11 protein-coding genes are annotated in these 17,828 nt (G+C 68.8%); 5 read left to right on the top strand and 6 right to left on the bottom strand.

Features of this window, described 5'->3' with window-relative positions:
• Positions 1-300: 300 nt before the first annotated feature.
• Positions 301-945, bottom strand: a complete 645-nt coding sequence (locus PZE19_RS20040) for a PEP-CTERM sorting domain-containing protein (RefSeq protein ID WP_277862375.1) — start codon at positions 943-945, stop codon at positions 301-303.
• A gap of 768 nt (positions 946-1,713) precedes the next feature.
• Entirely contained in the window at positions 1,714-2,022 is a 309-nt protein-coding gene (locus tag PZE19_RS20035; RefSeq protein WP_277862374.1) for a hypothetical protein, read from the bottom strand.
• Positions 2,023-2,396: 374 nt separating this feature from the next.
• On the opposite strand from PZE19_RS20035, the gene PZE19_RS20030 reads away from it, so the two are divergent.
• From PZE19_RS20030 to PZE19_RS20020, 3 genes are all read left to right on the top strand, one after another.
• On the top strand, positions 2,397-5,315 hold the full coding sequence (locus tag PZE19_RS20030; RefSeq protein ID WP_277862373.1) for a zinc-dependent metalloprotease: 2,919 nt from the start codon (positions 2,397-2,399) through the stop codon (positions 5,313-5,315).
• 316 nt (positions 5,316-5,631) lie between these two features.
• Positions 5,632-6,060, top strand: coding sequence for a BlaI/MecI/CopY family transcriptional regulator (locus tag PZE19_RS20025; RefSeq protein ID WP_277862372.1), 429 nt, complete (start codon positions 5,632-5,634; stop codon positions 6,058-6,060).
• Entirely contained in the window at positions 6,057-10,121 is a 4,065-nt protein-coding gene (locus PZE19_RS20020; protein ID WP_277862371.1) for a carboxypeptidase regulatory-like domain-containing protein, read from the top strand. The genes PZE19_RS20025 and PZE19_RS20020 overlap by 4 nt, the downstream gene beginning before the upstream one ends.
• 27 nt (positions 10,122-10,148) lie before the next feature.
• Here PZE19_RS20020 and PZE19_RS20015 read toward each other — a convergent pair whose 3' ends face one another.
• The 3 genes from PZE19_RS20015 to PZE19_RS20005 all read right to left on the bottom strand — a co-directional run bounded on the left by PZE19_RS20015 (position 10,149) and on the right by PZE19_RS20005 (position 12,680).
• Positions 10,149-11,174, bottom strand: a complete 1,026-nt coding sequence (locus tag PZE19_RS20015; RefSeq protein ID WP_277862370.1) for an SDR family NAD(P)-dependent oxidoreductase — start codon at positions 11,172-11,174, stop codon at positions 10,149-10,151.
• Positions 11,175-11,310: 136 nt separating this feature from the next.
• Entirely contained in the window at positions 11,311-12,408 is a 1,098-nt protein-coding gene (locus PZE19_RS20010) for a DUF1559 domain-containing protein (protein WP_277862369.1), read from the bottom strand.
• 86 nt (positions 12,409-12,494) lie between these two features.
• Positions 12,495-12,680: a hypothetical protein gene (locus tag PZE19_RS20005; RefSeq protein ID WP_277862368.1), complete on the bottom strand. Its 186-nt coding sequence runs from the start codon at positions 12,678-12,680 to the stop codon at positions 12,495-12,497.
• Positions 12,681-13,449: 769 nt separating this feature from the next.
• Here PZE19_RS20005 and PZE19_RS20000 point away from each other — a divergent pair.
• On the top strand, positions 13,450-14,307 hold the full coding sequence (locus PZE19_RS20000) for a response regulator (protein WP_277862367.1): 858 nt from the start codon (positions 13,450-13,452) through the stop codon (positions 14,305-14,307).
• A gap of 103 nt (positions 14,308-14,410) precedes the next feature.
• Positions 14,411-15,382 carry a sensor domain-containing diguanylate cyclase gene (locus tag PZE19_RS19995; protein WP_277862366.1) on the top strand — a complete coding sequence of 324 codons (972 nt, stop codon included), beginning with the start codon at positions 14,411-14,413 and terminating at the stop codon, positions 15,380-15,382.
• A 21-nt stretch (positions 15,383-15,403) separates the two neighbouring features.
• On the opposite strand, the gene PZE19_RS19990 is transcribed toward PZE19_RS19995, so the two are convergent.
• Complete coding sequence (locus PZE19_RS19990) at positions 15,404-17,731, bottom strand: putative PEP-binding protein (RefSeq protein ID WP_277862365.1); 2,328 nt, start codon at positions 17,729-17,731, stop codon at positions 15,404-15,406.
• Between the last annotated feature and the right edge of the window lie 97 nt (positions 17,732-17,828).

The raw sequence follows: 17,828 nt of genomic DNA, 5'->3' as shown, positions 1-17,828 counted from the left end.
GTTCATCAGACGCATAGAAACGGCGACAAGCCTGCGTCTGCATCACGAAGGGCGAAGCATGGCCGCTCACACCGCGGCCGTCGGACTCGCCGGGACGAGCCAGGTCCGTTCGAGGTGGTCCTGACGTCGGCCGCGCGTGGGAGGTCGGTCGGGGATCGGCGCTCACGCCGAGGGCGACCCCGCCGTCCTCACAGACAGGTTCGGTCGGACTCGATCATCGACGGGGTGGGCAAAAAAAAAAGGCATGCGACCAGTCGCCTGGAAGCATGCCGTTTCCGTTGCTCGAGACCGATCGCGGGGTCAGACCGTCCGGAGCGACCGGCGGCGATACATCAGCACCATCGGGGCGGCGAGGCCGGCGAGGGCGATCGTCGAGGGCTCGGGGACCGCGGAAATCTCCACCCGGCCCTGAATGGTCGTGGCCCCGCCGCTCAAGTTCGGGGCGATGGCGACGGTGCCGGGGATGCCCGTGTCGGCCGAGATGATGGAGTACTTGACGTCGGGGCTGCCGGCGATCGTCTGGAACAACGGCGGGTCGAACGTCAGCGTGAGGCTGCTGGTGCCGTTGCTCAGCGATCCCGCGATCGTTCCGGTGAAAACGATGATGTCGCTCCCGCTCGGGGTCGGGTTCAGCTGCTGGATCGTCAACGCGAAGCTCACGGAGAAGGTGATCTCGGCGGTCGAGTTGAATAGGGTCGTGTCGAACGACCCGAAGTTGGTGGTGGAAACCGTTGGGCTTGTGGTGTCGAGGTTGATCGTCTTGAGACCCAGGCCGTCGAACGAGATGATGTTGTTGCCGCCGGCGTCGTAGAACGTGTCGTTGGAGCCGTTGAAGGTGCCCGTGGTGCCGAAGTCGACCGGGACGGGCCCGGCGTGGGTGGCGGGGGCGGCGATGACGGCAGCGGCGAAGGCGGCGAGAAGGCAGAGCGAGCGGACGGTCTTCATGCTGAGTTCCTCGAAGAATTCCCTGAGGTGATCAATCCGTGAAGCGTGCGGAAAACAAGTTTAGGAAAAGGGCGGATGGCAATTGTCGTGCCGGATCAGCGAGGTTTCTTTGCAGCGGGAGGGTGATTCCGACGACGTCTACATGAACCAAATTGGACGTAGTTAAGTCAAGCAATATATCGATGTCACGAGCATTTTGGCTAGGATGGGGTCATGGTGTTGATTTCCAGAAACGTCCGGACCCACGGTGCGATCGTTCTGGTCGGGGCCAGGAGCCGAATCCATCAAATAATCGGTGGAATGTGACGGATTCCCTCGAACCGAAGGTCGCGATGTTCGCCGTCGTGTCGAGTCGGTTTCCCATGCGGTGGATGGACTTGGGAGCGGCCACTTCCCTATTGGAAAGCACGACTGGACGGTCGACGCATTTCGCCATATGCGCCCAGAGCCCCAAAGCATCATCCATCTCGCCGCTAAAAATCAATCGAAACACGACATTCGACCGCGAGCACGGCTCGCGGGTTTCGCCAGGACCACTTTTGCCCCCGGGACCCGCCCGGTCATGGCCCCAGCCCAGGATGGCCCCGGACTGTCCCATGACCTCCGAATATTCGACCGGGTCCGCAGCTCGATCATCCATGATAGCACGCCGTCACAGGTGTCCGTGAGACGCTCCACGCCGAGACGGCGAGCCTCTCCCCGGAGGCGCGACGGGGCATGCAACGTGGACCTCCGAATCCCATCCTCGCGAATAGGCCCGACGCGGCCTCAGTCGACGAGCGTCTCCACGCGTTCGGCGACGCCGTCTTCGGGAGGGCCGTAGCGGAGCGTGACGCGGACGTTTCGCAGGCAGGTCGCGGCCTGCAGGAGCGGGCGGACGGCGGTGAGGATCGCCTCGGCGTCGGGGCCGTAGAAATCCAGCACGCCCTGATCCAGGTCGACGGAAAGCTCGTGGCCGTCGAACTCGCCGAGTTCGGCCGTCTCGATCGCCGCTTCCAGGTGGTCTTCCAGCTCCAGCAGGGGATCGAGGCTGTCTTCCGGATACTCGAACTCGACGATGACGGCTTGATCGTCCATCTCGGCGGCGTCTCCCTTCCCTATCGATCGGTCGTCGCGACGGCCTTCCCTGTTCACGAGGCCAGTCTAGCAGGTCCGTCCCTCGATCACATCGGCCCTCCCCGGAGAGGCCGCCGCCTCGACCGGGCCTCGCCGCCCGTCGAAGCCGGGGCTGCGCTCGCGAGCCGCCGCGATCCGGTCGCGAGGGGCGAAACGTCCATCGTCACGGTCGGAAGCGACTCCTAAAGAACGGGGAGGCGGCCTCTTGCTTTTCGCTGTGACTTTTGTCGAAGATTGCGACTGGGCGGGGTGGACGGCTTCGGTCGAGTCTGCGGCCTCCCGTCGCCCGCGGCCCATCTTGTTGTGAAGCATGGGATCTCGTTCTGGAGGCGACGATGGATTTGTTGAAGCGTTTGCCGGGAGCCGCGCTCGCCGCGGCGCTCCTGGCCGGCCTGACGAGCGGGCCGGGGGCGATCGGTCAGGAGCCGGCCAGGCCCGGCGATCCGGCGGCGAACAAGCCGGCCGAGCCCAAGAAGTTCCAGGACTTCCACGAGCTGACCAAGGACGCCAAGAAGTACGAGGGCTTCCTGACCCTTCACGAGAAGGAGCAGCACCTCTACGCCGAGATCAAGCCGGGCCAGCTCGACCAGCCGATCCTCGCGCCCATCGTGATCGCCCGGGGCTCCGCCAGCGCGGGCAACCCGCTGAACTTCGGCGACGAGTGGGTGCTCTCCTTCCGCCGCATCGACGACAAGCTCCAGCTCGTCCGCCGCAACGTGCACTTCACGGCGGCCTCGGGGACGCCGCTGGAGAAGGCGGTCAAGCAGAACTACACCGACTCGATCCTGATGGCGCTGCCGATCCTCAGCATCAGCCCCGCCAGCGGCGCGCTCGTGGTGGACCTGGGCGACGTCTTCATGGGCGACTTCGCCCAGGTCGGGCTGGGTTCGATCGACAAGAACCGCTCGCGCTGGTTCAAGATCCGGGCGTATCCCAACAACGTCGAGATCCAGGTCGAGGCCACCTTCACCGGGGGGCGTTTCGGGTCGATGTTCTTCGGCGGGGGGGCCTCGCCGGTGGTCGACCCGCGGGGGATGACGATGGTCATCCACTACAGCCTCTGCAAGGCGCCCGAGTCCGGGTACAAGCCCCGGCTGGCGGATTACCGGGTCGGCCACTTCCTCAACGCCGTCACCGACTACAGCCAGGCGAACCCCGACACCGACGCCAAGCGGATGATCAACCGTTGGCGGCTGGAGAAGTCCGACCCCAAGGCCAAGCTCTCGCCCCCCAAGAAGCAGATCGTCTGGTGGATCGAGGACAACGTCCCGCTCGAGCACCGGCCGTACGTGGAGCAGGGGATCCTCGAGTGGAACAAGGCGTTCGAGAAGATCGGCTTCCTCAACGCCATGGCCGTCCGCTGGCAGAACGAGCAGGACGACTTCGAGCCCGAGGACATCAACTACTGCACCCTGCGCTGGATCACCACGGGGTCGACGTACGCGATGTCCGGCCTGCGCAGCGACCCGATGACGGGCGAGATGATCGACGGCGACGTCATCTTCGACGCCAGCTGGATCAAGACCTGGAAGGAAGAGTACGCGATGATCGTCGGCGTGCCGACGCCCGTCGCGCAGGGCGGCGATACGGAGTCGGTGGTGCCGCTGGCGATGGCCGAGGTGGTCAGCCCGATCATGGCGAGCAAGCAGGGCTTCGGCCTGCCCGTGCCGCCGCCGGGCTCGCGCCGCGACGCCGTCCAGCGGGCCGCGCGGGTCGGCTTGCCCACGGCTTCGGGCGCGTCGGCCGCGATGGCGCTCGACGTCGTCCCCATCGGCTGGGATCCGATCCAGGCGCAGCTCTACCGCCGCATGAGCCAGGGCCGGCTGGCGAGCTGCAATTACTCCGCCGCCAAGTCGAGCGAGATGCGGTTCGCGTCGCTCGCCCTGGCCAGCCTCGCCGCCGAGGAGGCGAAGAAGGATGGCGACAAGGACAAGAAGCCCGAGGAGCCCAAACTCCCCGAGGGCTTCCTGGGCCAGGCGATCAAGGAAGTCGTGATGCACGAGGTCGGCCACTCGCTGGGCCTGCGGCACAACTTCAAGGCGAGCGTCATGCTCCGCCCTGAAGAAGTCAACGACACGAACGTCACCCACGCCAAGGGGATGGCCGGCAGCGTGATGGACTACAACCCCATCAACGTCGCGCCCAAGGGCCAGAAGCAGGGCGACTACGCCTCGACGACCATCGGCCCCTACGACTACTGGGCCATCGAGTACGCCTACAAGCCGATCGACGGCGACGAGGCGGCCGAGTTGAAGAAGGTCGCCGCCAAGTCCCCCGACCCCGACCTGACCTTCGCCACCGACGACGACTTCTACAACTACGACCCCCAGGTCAACACCTACGACCTCACCAACGACACCCTCGCCTACGGCCGCCAGCGCATGGAGATGGCCGCCGAGCTGCTGAAGGACCTGGACAAGAAAGTCGTCCGCGACGACGAGTCGTGGAGCCGCCTGCGGTCGGCCTTCGGGGCCTGCGTCAGCCAGTTCGGCAACGGCGCCTATCTCGCGGCCGAGTACATCGGCGGCCAGTCGGTCAGCCGCGACTTCAAGGGGTCGGAGAAGGCGAAGGACCCGGTCGTCCCCGTCGCCGGCGACAAGCAGCGCGAGGCGCTCAAGCTCCTCGTCGACCGCATCCTGTCGGACAAGGCGTTCCAGTTCTCGCCGGCCTTGCTCCGCAAGCTGGTCCGCGAGTCGTGGCAGGATCACGGCTTCTCCCTGTCCGGCGGCGTGGGCTATCCCATCTACGGGGCGATCCTGAACATCCAGGGGATCGCCCTCGACGAGTGCCTCGCCGCGTCGACCCTCCAGCGGCTCCAGAACCAGGAGGCCCAGAGCGAGCCGGGCGCCAACCCGCTGAAGATCGAGGAGGTCTTCCGCTCGTTCACCGACGGCGTCTTCTCGGAGCTGGCCCCGCCGCCGGCCGGGCCCTCGCCGACGTCGATCTCGACCATCCGCCGCAACCTCCAGCGCGAGTACGTCAAGCGCCTGAGCACGATGGTCCTGGGCCCCAAGAGCAATGACGGCATGCTGTCGATGTACAGCTACGTCATCCTCCTCGGCGGCTCCTCCGAAGTCCCCCCCGACGCCAAGAACCTGGCCCGGCTGCACCTCGACGAGATCGCCCGCAAGATCGACGAGGCCGTCGCCCGCAAGGAGCCGAAGATCGACGACACGACCCTGGCCCACCTCAAGGAGCTGCGCCACCGGATCGACCAGGTCCTCAAGGCCAGCCTCAACGCCAACGAGCCCTGATCGATCTCCAGGATCGAAGTCGGCCGGCGGGGCCGGGCGCCGGGGGGGACGAGCCGAACGGCCGTCTCGCCCGCGTCCGGCCCCTTCGCGTTGACCACCCGGCGTCGAGGTCCGGGCCCGAACGTCTTTCCCCCCGCGCCGGAAGACGAGCACGAAAGCCGTCGATCCTCGAATCGGGGGCTCGCCCATTCTCCGGCCATGCGTGCCGGGCGACCGCTCCATCGTCCGTTAGAAAACTAACGGGATCGTCTTGACCCCGCGCCTCGGCGGCCGTAGGGTTCAACGTGTTAGGAAACTAACGGAAAGCGAGGGAGTCATGGCGCGACCGCCGGAGCCGGCGTTGACGGGGCGTGAGGCCGAGGTTATGGAGGCGGTGTGGCGGCTGGGCGAGGCGACGGCGGATCAGGTCCGCGAGGCGCTCCCCGAGCCGCTGCACGATTCGACCGTGCGGACTCTCCTGAGGGTGCTGGAGGGGAAGGGGTACCTCGCCCACGAGGCCCGGGGCAAAGCGTACGTCTACCGCGCCGCGGTCGAGCGGACGAAGGCCCAGCGTAAGGCGCTCGGCAGCCTGCTGGCGCGGTTCTTCGGCGGCTCGGCCGAGGACCTGGTGCTGCGGCTGATCGAGGACGAGCAGATCACCCCGGAACAGCTCGACGCGCTCCGGCGAGGGGTGCCCGAGCCGGCGAAGGCGAAACCCGCAAGGCGGCGGAAAGACGGCGGTGGGTCGGAAGGAGGACGGATATGATCGACGACGTCGGCTCGATGATCGCAGCGTCCCGGATCGCCTCGTTCGCGCTCGACGCGGCGCTCAAGGCGACGGTGCTCATGACCCTGGCCTTCGCGGTCCACTTCGCGCTGGGGCGCCGGCGCACCCTTTCCCGTTCGGCGCTCTGGAACGCCTGCCTCGTCGGCATGTCCTTGCTGCCTCTGGTCGGCATGGCCTTCCCTCGATGGCGCGCGGTCGTCCTTCCCGGGCGGGTCGCGTCCCGTCCCCCCGCGAGGATCGTCGCCGACGTCGATGTCTCGCCGGCCTTGCCCGAGCCGACGCCGCCGGCCCTGGAGAGCCCTCTCGATCATCGGCCCGTCGATCCATCCCGACCCGTGACGGCGCCTCGGCCGACGGCCGTCGCGCCCGCCGTCGGCGGCTGGCGGCGCGTCGGCGCGGCGGGGATGGTCGTGACCGCGTACCTGGCTGTCGTGGCAGCCTTGCTGCTCCGGCTGGCCGCGTCGTTGATCGGGGTGGGTCGACTTCGTCGGGCCTGCGAGCCAGTCGACGCCCCACGCTGGATCGAGGCTCGTGACCGCTGGCGGGGCCGGCTGGGAGTCGATCGACCGGTGGCCTTGCGGGCGACCGATCGCGTCTCGGTCCCGCTGGTCGTGGGCTGGCTGCGCCCGGCCGTCGTGCTGCCTCGCGGACTGGTCGCGACGGCGACGGATCGCGTGATCGACGCCGTGGTGCTGCATGAGCTGGCGCACGTCCGCCGCGGCGATTTCGGCTGGAACCTCGCCAGGAAGGTCGTGCAGGCGTTCTACTGGCCGCACCCGCTGGCCTGGCTCATGGGGAGGACCATCGGCGCGGTCCGCGAACAGGCGTGCGACGACCTCTGCGTCCACGCCCTCGGCGGGGCCTCGGAGTACCGGGAGTCGCTGCTGGCCGTGGCCTCGGGCCTGATCCGCCGCCCCGACCCGACGATCGGGTTGGCGATGGCCCGGACCTCGAACCTGGGCCGGCGGCTGGCGTGGATCGACCGCACGCGAGGCGCCTCGCGATGCCTGTCGCGCCGGCCGGTGCGCGTGGCTTTCCTCCTGACCGCGGCCGTCGCGGCCGCCGCCCTCGGCTCGTTCGAGCCCGCCCGCGTCACGGCCAGGGCGGCCCAGGAGCCCGCGAAGCCGGCCCCGGCGAAGCACGACGCCGACGCGAAGGCGCCCGATTCGGTCGAGGTGGTCGTGCTCGCGAAGGACACCGGCAAGCCTCTGGCCGGGGCGATCGTCCGACCGTTGATCGACATGGTGACGTCGGACCTGGAGACGGACCGCGAGGGTCGGCTCCGGATCGATCTCTCCCGGCGAAAATTCCGAAGGGACGCTTTCAGCATCGACGTCTGGGCGGACGGCTACGTCCAACAGCGGTATTTCTTCTCCCAGGACGACCCCCGAGACCCGAAGATCCCCGATCGGATCGGGGTGGAACTGCTTCCCGGCGAGGAGTCGTTGGGTGGCGTCGTGAACGACGAGCAAGGTCGACCGATCGCCGGGGTCAAGGTCGCGATCTGGGGCTACCTCGGCGAGAAGAAGCAGCCGGCCGAGTTGTGTTACATGGTCGAGGCCCTCACCGACGCCCAGGGTCGCTGGCGATGCCGGTGCTTCCGCAAGATGACGTTCGCCTACCTCTACCTGACGCATCCGGACTTCGTCTCCGACGGCCCCCTGGACGCCCGCCGGCACGGCCGTCCCGACGTCGGGGGCCAGCCTGCGTTCGATACGCAGCCGATGGCGAGCCTTCGCGACTTCTTCGACGTCCAGGTGATGACGCGCGGGGTCGAGGTCGCCGGCGAGGTCCGCGACCCGCAGGGGAGGCCGATCCGGGGGGCCGAGGTCGGCTGGCTTGTCGGGGGGCGTGAGAACACCGTATTCCACGGCGACTTGCCCACGACGAGCGCCGATGCCCAGGGACGTTTCCGTTTCCCGCACGTCCAGCCCGGTCGCGTGGGCCTCCAGGTCAAGGCCGCCGGGCATGCTCCCGAGTTCCAGTTCGTCGAGGCCAAGGACGGTGCCGCACCGGTCGCGATCAGCCTCCGTCCGGCGTCGAGCCTGTCGGGCCGCGTCGTCGACTCGAAGGGAAACCCGATCGCCGACGCCTTCGTCGTCGTCGATCAATGGCGATCCACCCGGGCCCTCGGCGTTTTCTTGAACACCGACGCCGACGGCCGATTCCGCTGGGACGACGCCCCGAACGAGCCGATCCTCATGAACGTCAGCCGGGCGGGCTTCCTGGGGATCACGTTTCGTCGCGTCTCCAACGCCGACGGCGAGGCGGTGTTCACGCTGGAAAGGTCCCTGTCGATCGCGGGCAAAGTCCGCGACGCCGTGACGCGCAAGCGGATCGACGAGATCCAGGTCGAGGTCGGGACGACGCCCGTCGGCGAAGGCGAGGCGACATGGAGAGAGAAGCCGGAAGTGTTCGCCTATCAGGGGGAGTTGCAGGCGGACGTGAAGGTCGAGGAGACGCCCGAATTCCGCCTCCGCATCCAATCCAAGGGATACGCGACCCATGTGTCTCGGGTCTTCCGCGGTGACGAGAAGTTCGCGACGTACGACGTCGTTCTCGCGCCGCTCAAGGCCGAGGATGGCAACGCCCTCGCGGGCGTCGTCCGCCGACCTGACGGCGCGCCGCTGGCCGGGGCCGACGTCGCGATCGCCTACCCGCGGACGACGGGGAACGTCCCGTCGCCCTCGGTCCGGATCCGGGACGGCTCGATCCAGGCCGATGCGACGAGCCTGGCGACGAAAACCGACGAGCGAGGTCGATTCAACCTGGTCCGCGAGTCCGACTCGCCCGGTCGGCGGTTTGAGGTGGTCGTCGCCCATCCCGAGTTCTATGCGGAAGTTGATGGAGCGGCTTTCGAGGCCGACCCGACGGTGAAGACTCAGCCCTGGGGGCGGCTCGAAGGGGTCGCTCGCATCGGTGGCAAGCTCGCCGTCGGGGTGACGATCCGGTACGCCGCCGCCCGGCTGGGCGTCTCCGAGAATCCGAGCATCTCGAACGTCGAGGAGGTGAAGGCCGATCAGGAAGGACGATACGCCTTCGCGCGGGTGATCCCCGGCGAGGCCAGCGTGGCCGTTGGAAGCCGGGGAGGCTCGGATCGGACGGGCTCGTCCGGCGATCTGGTGGACGTCAAGGCCGGCGAGACCACCCGCTTCGACCCGGGCTCCGTCGGGCGACCGGTCGTCGCCCGGATCGCGACGCCCGCCGGCTTCGCTCCCAACGCCGATTACGCGGCGAACTCCTGGGTCGATCTGGTGAGCGACCGACCTGCGATCCCCTCGCGTCCCAAAGTCCAACCCGCGGGACGCGATGCGAATTTCACATGGCTCCGCAACTGGTGGGCTTCGTCCGAAGGCCGAGAATATCGGCGAGGTCGACACGAGTGGCGGTTGGTGAAAATCCGGCCCGACGGGACGGTTCGGATCGAGGACGTGCCGCCGGGCGATTATCGCCTGAAGCTCGCCTATCAATCCGAACGGGTCCAGGGACCGCTCGCCGACCCGGCGAAAGTCGCCGTCGCGACACGGCAATTCGTCATCCCCAGCATCCCAGGCGGCCGCAGCGATGAGCCCTTCGACCTGGGCGTCCTGCATCCGAAGCCCAGGCAAGCTCTCAAGGTCGGCGAGCGGGTCCCGGCCTTCGACGTCGAGACGTTGGACGGCGGTCGCGTGAAGCTGGAGGATCTTCGGGGCAAGTTCGTCCTGGTCGCCTTTTGGGCTTCCTGGTGCGGCCCATGCCTCGCCGAGATCCCTTATCTCAAGGACCTGCACGATCGATTCGCCGACGACGGGCGGTTCGCCATCCTCGGCCTGAGCCTGGACGCTGACAAGGAAGCGGCTCGCAGGCTCATCGCCGAGAAGGGCGTTCCCTGGGCGCAGGGCTACCTCGGCGAGTGGTCCGAGGGCGGGGTCCAAGACGCCTACCACGTCCAGGCCCTCCCGGCGCTCTTCCTCATCGGCCCCGACGGCGCCCTGAGGGGGCAGAACCTCCAGGGCGAGGACATCGAGGCCGAGGTCGCACGGGCGTTGGGATCACCGTGAGTCGAGCGGTCGCCGTCGCGAAGGCCCTCACAGCTCGTTGTTTCGGAACGCGGCGCGGTCGCTCAGGATCGTGGCCCAGGCGGGGGCGAGGGCGGATCGGCTGTCCTTGCCCTCGACTTTGCGCTTGCCGATCCCGCCGGGGGCGGGGAAGACGAAGCGATTCATGAGGCCCATGGCGTCGGCGAAGAGGCCCGGGAAGAGGCCGTGGGCCTTGGCCATGAGGTGGGCGGGGAGGGAGAGGATCGCCTCGGCGTCGCCGTGACGGGCGGCGTCGACGATCTTGCGCGCGGCGGACTCGGCGCTCATGGAAAGGCCCGGGATCGAGTCGCCGATGGCGAACCAGGCGAATTCCTTCTGGTGCTGCCCCTTGAACGTCGCCTTGTGGATGCTCCCCGTCCGCATGAGGCCGGGGGCCACCGCGGTCACGTAGATCCCGTCCTTCAGCAGTTCGGCGCGGAGGCCTTCCGAAAAGCCGATCAGGGCGAACTTGCTGGAGCTGTAGGGGAGCAGGTGCGGCGCCGCCACCTTGCCGCCGATCGAGGCGATGTTGAGGATCCGGCCCTCGCCGCGCTCGCGCATCGAAGGCAGGACGGCCAGGGTCGTGTAGAGGGGGCCCCAGAAATGGGTCGCCATCGCCTCTTCGAAATCCTCGACCGTCGTCTCCTCGAACGGGCCGACCTGGATGACCCCGGCGTTGTTGACCAGGACGTCGAGGCGGCCGAAACGGTCCAGCACTTGGTCGACCGTCCGGTCGACCTGGGACTGGTCGGTCACGTCGCAGACGAAGGTCGCGGCGTCCGCACCGCGGGCCGCGAGGTCGGCCCGGGCGCGGGCCAGCTCGTCGCCGTCGCGAGCGCAGATGGCGATCCGCGCGCCTTGGTGGGCGAATTCGCGGGCCAGGACCAGGCCGAGTCCCCGCGAACCGCCGGTGATGAGGACGGTCCGGCCGGCGAGGCTGATCATCCTCCGATGCCGGACGAACGCCCGCGCGGCGATCGCCGCGCCGACTCCCGCCGCCGTGATGGCGAGGGCCTTCTTCACGCCGCTGTGCATCGCGTCGACTCCGAACTGGCTCGAGGATGGGGTCTCATCGCTGCGAGTCGGAGGACGCAAATCGGGCGCCGGAGGACGTGGAGCGGCCCGGGACGGCGCGAGGTCGGCCGTCCCGGGCCGTGAAGGTCGATCGAGATCAATAACTGTCGGAAGAGACGACTTCGCCGCCGTCGCGGGTGCCGAGGGCCCACCAGGTCATCCGGCTGACGGAGTCCTTGACGTAGCGGACGCTGCCGTCCGCCATGCAGGCGTTGACGCCGCCCGGGTGGGCGCTGCTGGCGGCGTAGCTGAAGCCGCCGTCCATGTTGCAGCCGGCGCCGCAGCCGAAGCGGCAGCCGTTGAAGCGGTACTGGTTGTCATTCGGGGTCTGGATGGTGTTGAACATCGTGAACCCGGTCGTGCCGTCGGCCCAGCGCCAGCCGCGGTGGTCGGCGATGTTGCCCGGCACGAACGACGTGGCGCAGGCCTGGAGGCCGGCGAGCACCGCCGCCTGCTGGCTGGACCCGTTGAAGACGCGGGAGTTGGCCGGCTCTCCGGAGGCGGGCATGACCACGTTGCCGCGGTACGTGCTGGGGCTGGAGCCGCCGCCGCCGATCCGGCCGTTGCCCAGGCCGTTGCCCACCAGGGCCTCGGCGAAGGCGACGGTGTTCGAGGCGCCGTCGGCGCAGTCCTTCAGGCCGTAGGGCATCATGATCGAGAACAGGCCGTTGCAGCCCGCGTTGTTGTTGTCGTTGGGATAGTACAGGTTGCTGTTCGTCGTGGTGCCGTACGAGCCGTGGTAGCTGTTGGTGTTGCGACGGCCCGCGTTGGGGTCGGACGGGCAGAGGTAGCCGTTGACGATCGTCAGCACGACCGTCGACTGGGCCGCGTTCGGCGTGCCGTCGGACTCTTCGGGCGAGAACGCGAAGTTGATCGCGTTGTACAGCGGCCCCTGCTCGATGTAGGGGAGCATGAGCGCGTGGGCGCTCCACGTCGTCCAGTCGTCGTAGCTCGTGCCCGTCGCCTGGTAGATGCGGTTGGAGCGCGAGCCGCCCATCGGGAAGACGTTCGTGGAGGAATGGTAGTTGTGGAGCGCGAGGCCGATCTGCTTCAGGTTGTTGGTGCACTGGGCGCGGCGGGCGGCCTCGCGGGCCGACTGCACGGCCGGCAGCAGCAGGGCGATCAGGACGGCGATAATGGCGATCACGACGAGCAGTTCGATCAGGGTGAAGCCGCGGCGGGACGACGATCTCATGAACCTGGACCTCCGGAGTGGGACGACTTATGGACGCGATGACGAGGTACGGTGAGGCCGAGCGGACGAGGTGAGGGCCAAAAGCCTCAACGTTTGCGCTCGCCCTTGTGGAACGCCTCCGACGGGCTCAGGCCGTCGATTTTCTCGATTTTATTCTCATTAGGCACGAATCGACCCGATCCCCCCCCCTCGTCGCCCCCGCACCCCTGGGCGAAGACGACCAGGGCGACGACGAGCGGCAGCAGCCGGCGGGCCACCTTCAGATTCCCCATGAACACCCTCCCGAAATGAGGATCGCCGCCACGGCGATCGGACCTCGACACCTACGAGTCGGCCGAACGCCTCATCGCGTCGGAACATCGGACGGTCGGCGCGGGGCCCCGTTCGAGGTCCCGGTCGGGGTCCGTTTCCATCACTCGCCGAAGCGCGATCCGCCGCACGTCCGGCCCGAAGCGAAATTCCGCTGATCTCGATTGGTTGGAATCGAAAGGATCAAAGATGAGCGAAATTTAATCTGCACGACTCGCTCGAATGTTACGAAACACGAGTGCCCGGAGTATAGTGTCCGGAGCGGCGGCTTGCAACAGCCTAATTGAATCCGATTGACATAAGAGTCGTTTACATCCGTGTCACGACTGTATCCGAAAAGGATAGGAGACGTCGCAAGGTCGTAAGGCTCCGAACGGCTCGCTCGTCCTCGCTCGGGGCCGATGGGGCCGGGCGGCCGCCGGGGGAGGTCTGGACAGGTCGGACCTCGCACTCTTAGATTACTGGTGGAGACGTCGGGCCGCCCTGGAGACGCCCAGGATTTCCCCCAGGCGTCGAGAGCCTGGGACGGAACGCGCCCGCCGGGTCGGCCTTGGGGCGCGGTCTCCGGTCTGGAATGACGCGGGCGTGGTCGGGTCCGGGGGTGAACTCGGCCGGATCAATCCCTTGTCACGGCCGGGGCCGCGCGGGACAATGGTTGCGAATCTCCGCCGACGTCCCGGGCGACGCCGCCGGATCTCCTCGCTATTCCGTACGCACTTTCGAGTTATGCCCATGCCGCGCACGGTTCTGATCGTCGACGATGAGCGCGACACCAACGACGTCTTGGCGAGTTTCGTCCGGTCTCGCGGCTTCGAACCGATCCAGCTCTACGCGGGCGCGCAGGTCAAGGCGGCGATCGCCGAGCACCGGCCCGCGCTGATCCTGCTGGACGTGATGCTGCCGGACTTCGACGGCTTCGCCATCTGCGACGCGCTCAAGCGGGACCGCGAGACGAACCTGATCCCGATCGTCATGGTCACCGCGCTGCACGAGGACCATCATCGGGTCGCCGGCGTCCGGGTCGGGGCCAACGGCTACCTGGCCAAGCCGTTCTCGCCCGACCAGCTCTTCCGGGCCATGGACGAGGCGCTGGCATGGAACGAGGAGCACCGCAAGCGGGGGACCTCGGGCGAGATCAACTTCGACATCCGCAGCGAGCTGACCTACCTGCAGCAGGCCAACGACATGCTGGCCGACATGTTCGCCCACACCCCCCTGACCGACCGCCAGATCAAGGACCTGAAGCAGGCCGTGATGGAGATGGGGGGCAACGCGATCGAGTGGGGCCACCGCAAGAACGCCGACCTGGTGCTGCGGATCACCTATCGTATCGACGCCGAGGCCATCACCCTGATCATCCAGGACCAGGGGCCGGGCTTCAATCCGGGCCGCATCCCGCACGCCGCCTCCGACGAGGATCCCATCGGCCACATCGACCTCCGAAACGAGCTGGGGATCCGCGAGGGGGGCTTCGGGATCATGCTCGCCCGCGGCTTGGTCGACGACTTCCACTACAACACGCGCGGCAACGAGGTCACGCTCATCAAGCGCCTCAACCCCGCCGCCGGTCCCGCGTCGACGTCGAGCTGATCCGCCTCTCCGCCGGCCGCGTCCCGGGGCCTATGATGAAGATGGGCGGCGGATCGTCCGATCCGCCGGGCCCGTCCCTCGGCTTTGGGGAGGCGTCGCGGACATGACGATCGCCGGGGAGATCGAGGGCGGCTTCGTCGAGCCCGATCGCGTGGAGGGCCCGGGCCCATTCGGCCGCGGCCTCGCGGGCCGCCTGCTGGACGCCTTGCCGGACCCCGCCTATTTCCTCGACCCCGGCGGGCGAGCCCTCCTGTGGAACGAGGCCGCCGCTCGCTTCACGGGCTATCCACGAGAGGACATGCTCGCCCCGTTCGGATCGGTCGAGAAGCTCGCCTACTCGGACTGGTCGGACGTCCCGTTGCGCTGGGAGGAGCTCCCCTCGTCCCGCAGCCTGATCGAAGGCCGCAGCGTCGATCGACTTCTCTTCGTCCGCCGGCGCGAGTCTCGTCAGGTGTGGGTCGAGGTGCGATGCTCGCCCGTGCGCGGCGACGACGGGGCGATCCTGGGCGTGCTGGTCGTGCTCCGCGACGCGACGCCCGCGATCGCCGTCGAGGAGGCCCTGCACCAGGCCCGGCGGGCGGCCGAGAGCGACCCGCTGACCGGCCTGGCCAACCGCCGGAGCCTCGACCGGATGCTGGAGCTTCACCTCGGGATCCAGGCTCGCGAGGATCGCCCGCTCTGCCTGCTGATGGCCGACCTCGACCACTTCAAGGACGTCAACGACGGCTGGGGCCACGACGTCGGAGACCGCGCCCTGACGGCGTTCGCGGGCGTGCTCCAGGGCCTGAGCCGGGCCGAGGACCTGGCGGCCCGTTTGGGCGGCGACGAGTTCGTGATCCTCTTGCCGGACCACTCCCTCGACGTCGCCGCGCGGATCGCCGAGCGGATCCGCGTCGCCACCCCCGACGCAACGCCCCCGGAGCTGGGGCGGCGGCGACTCACCGCGAGCTTCGGCGTCGCCCAGGCCGCGCGCGACGAATCGGCCGCGCAGCTCATCCGCCGCGCCGACGCCGCCCTCTACCGCGCCAAGGCCCTCGGCCGCGATCGCGTCGAGGTCGACGAGGCCGACGCCTGAGTCGGGCACGCGAGACGCCGATCAGGCCACGGCGTGGATCAGGAACGGCTGGACGGCTCGCACCACGTCGTCGGTCGATCGCGCCTGGAGGATGAGCCCGCGGATGACGGGACGGGCCTGGTGGGGGAAGCCGGCGAGGGCCCGGCGGACGTGGGGGATGCGGTCGACGGCCACGCTCAACGAGTCGACGCCGAGGGCCGTCAGCACGAGCGCTCCGGCGGGGTCGGCGGCCATCTCGCCGCAGGCGGAGATCGGCCGACCGGCTTCGTGGGCGGCGTGGATCATGTGGTCGATCATCCGGACCAGGCCGGGGTGCAAGGCGTCGTCGGCCCGCGCGCCGACGGGGTGATCGCGGTCCTGGCCCAGGGCCGAGGCGATCAGGTCGTTCGTCCCCAGCGAGAAGAAGTCGACCCGCTCGGCCCAGTCGGAGATCAGCGGCGCGACGGCCGCCACCTCGATCATCGCGCCGACGGGGACGTCGCGGCCGTGGGGCAGGCCCTCGCGCGCCAGCTCGCGGCGCGCCTCCTGGATCGAGTCCAGGGCGAAGTCGAGCAGGGCCGTGCGATTGACCAGGGGGACGAGCAACCGGACCGGCCCGCTCGCCGAGGCGCGGAGGATCGCCCTCACCTGCTCGTAGAAGAGCCGCTGCAGCGCGGGCGCCTCCAGCACGAGCCGCCAGTCGAGCGCCTGCGAGGTCGCCGAGGCGACGGCCGAGCCGTGCGCGAGCTTGTCGGGGCGGAGGTCGAACGTCCGGATGGTGACCGACCGGCCCCGGACGGCCTCGACGAGCTTGCGATAGATCTCGACCTGCTCCTCCTCGGTCGGCAGCGTGCGGCGGGCGAGGAAGATCATCTCCGAGCGGTACAGGCCCACCGCGCCGGCGTCGGCGGTCAAGACCCGGCCGACCTCGCCCAGCAGGTTGACGTTGGCCTCGACGCGCGGCGTCTCGGCGGCCTCGGCCTGGAGGGGGGCGGCGGTCGACGCGGCGATCCGCAGGGTGGGCGGCGGGATCGCCGACGCGCCGCCGGCCCGGCCGTCGAGCGCCGGGTCGGGGGCCTTCCGCGGCGGGGCCTCGAAGGGGGCGAGGTCCAGGGTCCCCTCGCCGCCGTCGATGGCCACCCGACGGCCGGGCCCCACCTGTTCGAGCAGGCCGAGGATCTGGCCGACCATGGGCACGCCCAGGCTGCGGGCGATGATGCCGGCGTGGCTCTGGGGGCCGCCGTGCTCGACCACGACGCCGGCCAGCCGGTCCAGGTCCACCGAGAACAGGTCGAGGACGGACGCCTCGCGGGCGACCAGGATGAGGCGGTCGTCGCCGGCGAGGATCGCCGCCTCGTCGCGCGGGCGGAGGTGCCAGGCGATCCGCCGGAAGACGTCCTTGATGTCGAAGATCCGCTCCTGGAAGAACGGGTTGGTCATCTTGCCGAACGTCGCCACGTATTTTTCGAGCGTCCCCGCCACGGCGGCCTCGGCCGAATCGCCCGCCTCCAGGCGGCCGTCGAGGTCGCGCTCGACGCTCCGATCCTGGAGGATCATGAGTTGCGCCTGGAGGATCGCGCCATGGTCCTCGCCCACCAGGAGCGAGATCCGCCGGCTGAGACGGGCGATCTCCTCGCGGGCGGCCTCGACGGCGGCGGCCAGACGCGCCTTCTCCGCGGCCGGCTCGGCGGCCGTCCGCTCGGACGGGAGGCCCGTGGCCGCCCGGTCGTCGACCACGTAGGCGAGGCCCACGCCCCGTCCGGGAGAGAGCCCGCGTCCGCGAAGCAGGGAGGTTTCCGATTCGGCGGGCGTCGTCGTCGCGTCGCCCACCGAGCCGGCGGCGACCTGTTCCAGGAGCCTCGCGCCGGTGACGAGAGGGGCCAGTTGCGAGGCCACGGTCACCAGCATCCGCGCCTCGTTCGGCGAGAACGGCCGGCGCTCGATGGTCTGGACGACGAGAACGCCTTCGACCGCGCCGGCCTCGATGATCGGCACGCCCAGGAACGAGCGGAACCGGTCCTCGCCCGTCTCCTGGAAATACTTGAATCGCGGGTGCGCGGGGGCGTCGGCCTCCATCACGGGCGCCATCCGCTCGGCGACGAGGCCCGTGAGGCCCTCGTCGAACCGCATGCGGACGCTGCCGACGGACGAGGGGTCGAGACCCACCGTGGCCGCCAGCACCAGGTCTCCCCCTTGGGGGTCGATCAGGTAGACCGAGCAGACGTCGGTCCGGAAACGGCCGTGGATCAGCCGCACGGTGTTGGTGAGCGTGTCTTGCGGATCGTGCGAATGCGATACGAGGAGGCTGACCTCTTCCAGGGTCAGCAGCAACGAGCTCTCGGGATTCGCGGCGATCGCGGCGTTTTTCATGGTGGAAGGAGAATCCGTCAAGTCTCGCCCTGGTGAAAATGGGAGGACTGCATCGTCCCGGGTGCCGAACGCCGACTTCTTAAGCAATTAACGTGCC

It is taken from the genome of Paludisphaera mucosa (genome assembly GCF_029589435.1).
Lineage (GTDB): Bacteria > Planctomycetota > Planctomycetia > Isosphaerales > Isosphaeraceae > Paludisphaera > Paludisphaera mucosa.
This window is presented reverse-complemented; position numbering and strand designations above follow the sequence as displayed.

Coding starts and splice junctions, on each gene's coding strand:
- PZE19_RS20040 (WP_277862375.1), bottom strand. CDS start 945: ATGAAGACCGTCCGCTCGCTCTGCCTTCTCGCCGCCTTCGCCGCTGCC.
- PZE19_RS20035 (WP_277862374.1), bottom strand. CDS start 2,022: ATGGACGATCAAGCCGTCATCGTCGAGTTCGAGTATCCGGAAGACAGC.
- PZE19_RS20030 (WP_277862373.1), top strand. CDS start 2,397: ATGGATTTGTTGAAGCGTTTGCCGGGAGCCGCGCTCGCCGCGGCGCTC.
- PZE19_RS20025 (WP_277862372.1), top strand. CDS start 5,632: ATGGCGCGACCGCCGGAGCCGGCGTTGACGGGGCGTGAGGCCGAGGTT.
- PZE19_RS20020 (WP_277862371.1), top strand. CDS start 6,057: ATGATCGACGACGTCGGCTCGATGATCGCAGCGTCCCGGATCGCCTCG.
- PZE19_RS20015 (WP_277862370.1), bottom strand. CDS start 11,174: ATGCACAGCGGCGTGAAGAAGGCCCTCGCCATCACGGCGGCGGGAGTC.
- PZE19_RS20010 (WP_277862369.1), bottom strand. CDS start 12,408: ATGAGATCGTCGTCCCGCCGCGGCTTCACCCTGATCGAACTGCTCGTC.
- PZE19_RS20005 (WP_277862368.1), bottom strand. CDS start 12,680: ATGGGGAATCTGAAGGTGGCCCGCCGGCTGCTGCCGCTCGTCGTCGCC.
- PZE19_RS20000 (WP_277862367.1), top strand. CDS start 13,450: ATGCCGCGCACGGTTCTGATCGTCGACGATGAGCGCGACACCAACGAC.
- PZE19_RS19995 (WP_277862366.1), top strand. CDS start 14,411: ATGACGATCGCCGGGGAGATCGAGGGCGGCTTCGTCGAGCCCGATCGC.
- PZE19_RS19990 (WP_277862365.1), bottom strand. CDS start 17,731: ATGAAAAACGCCGCGATCGCCGCGAATCCCGAGAGCTCGTTGCTGCTG.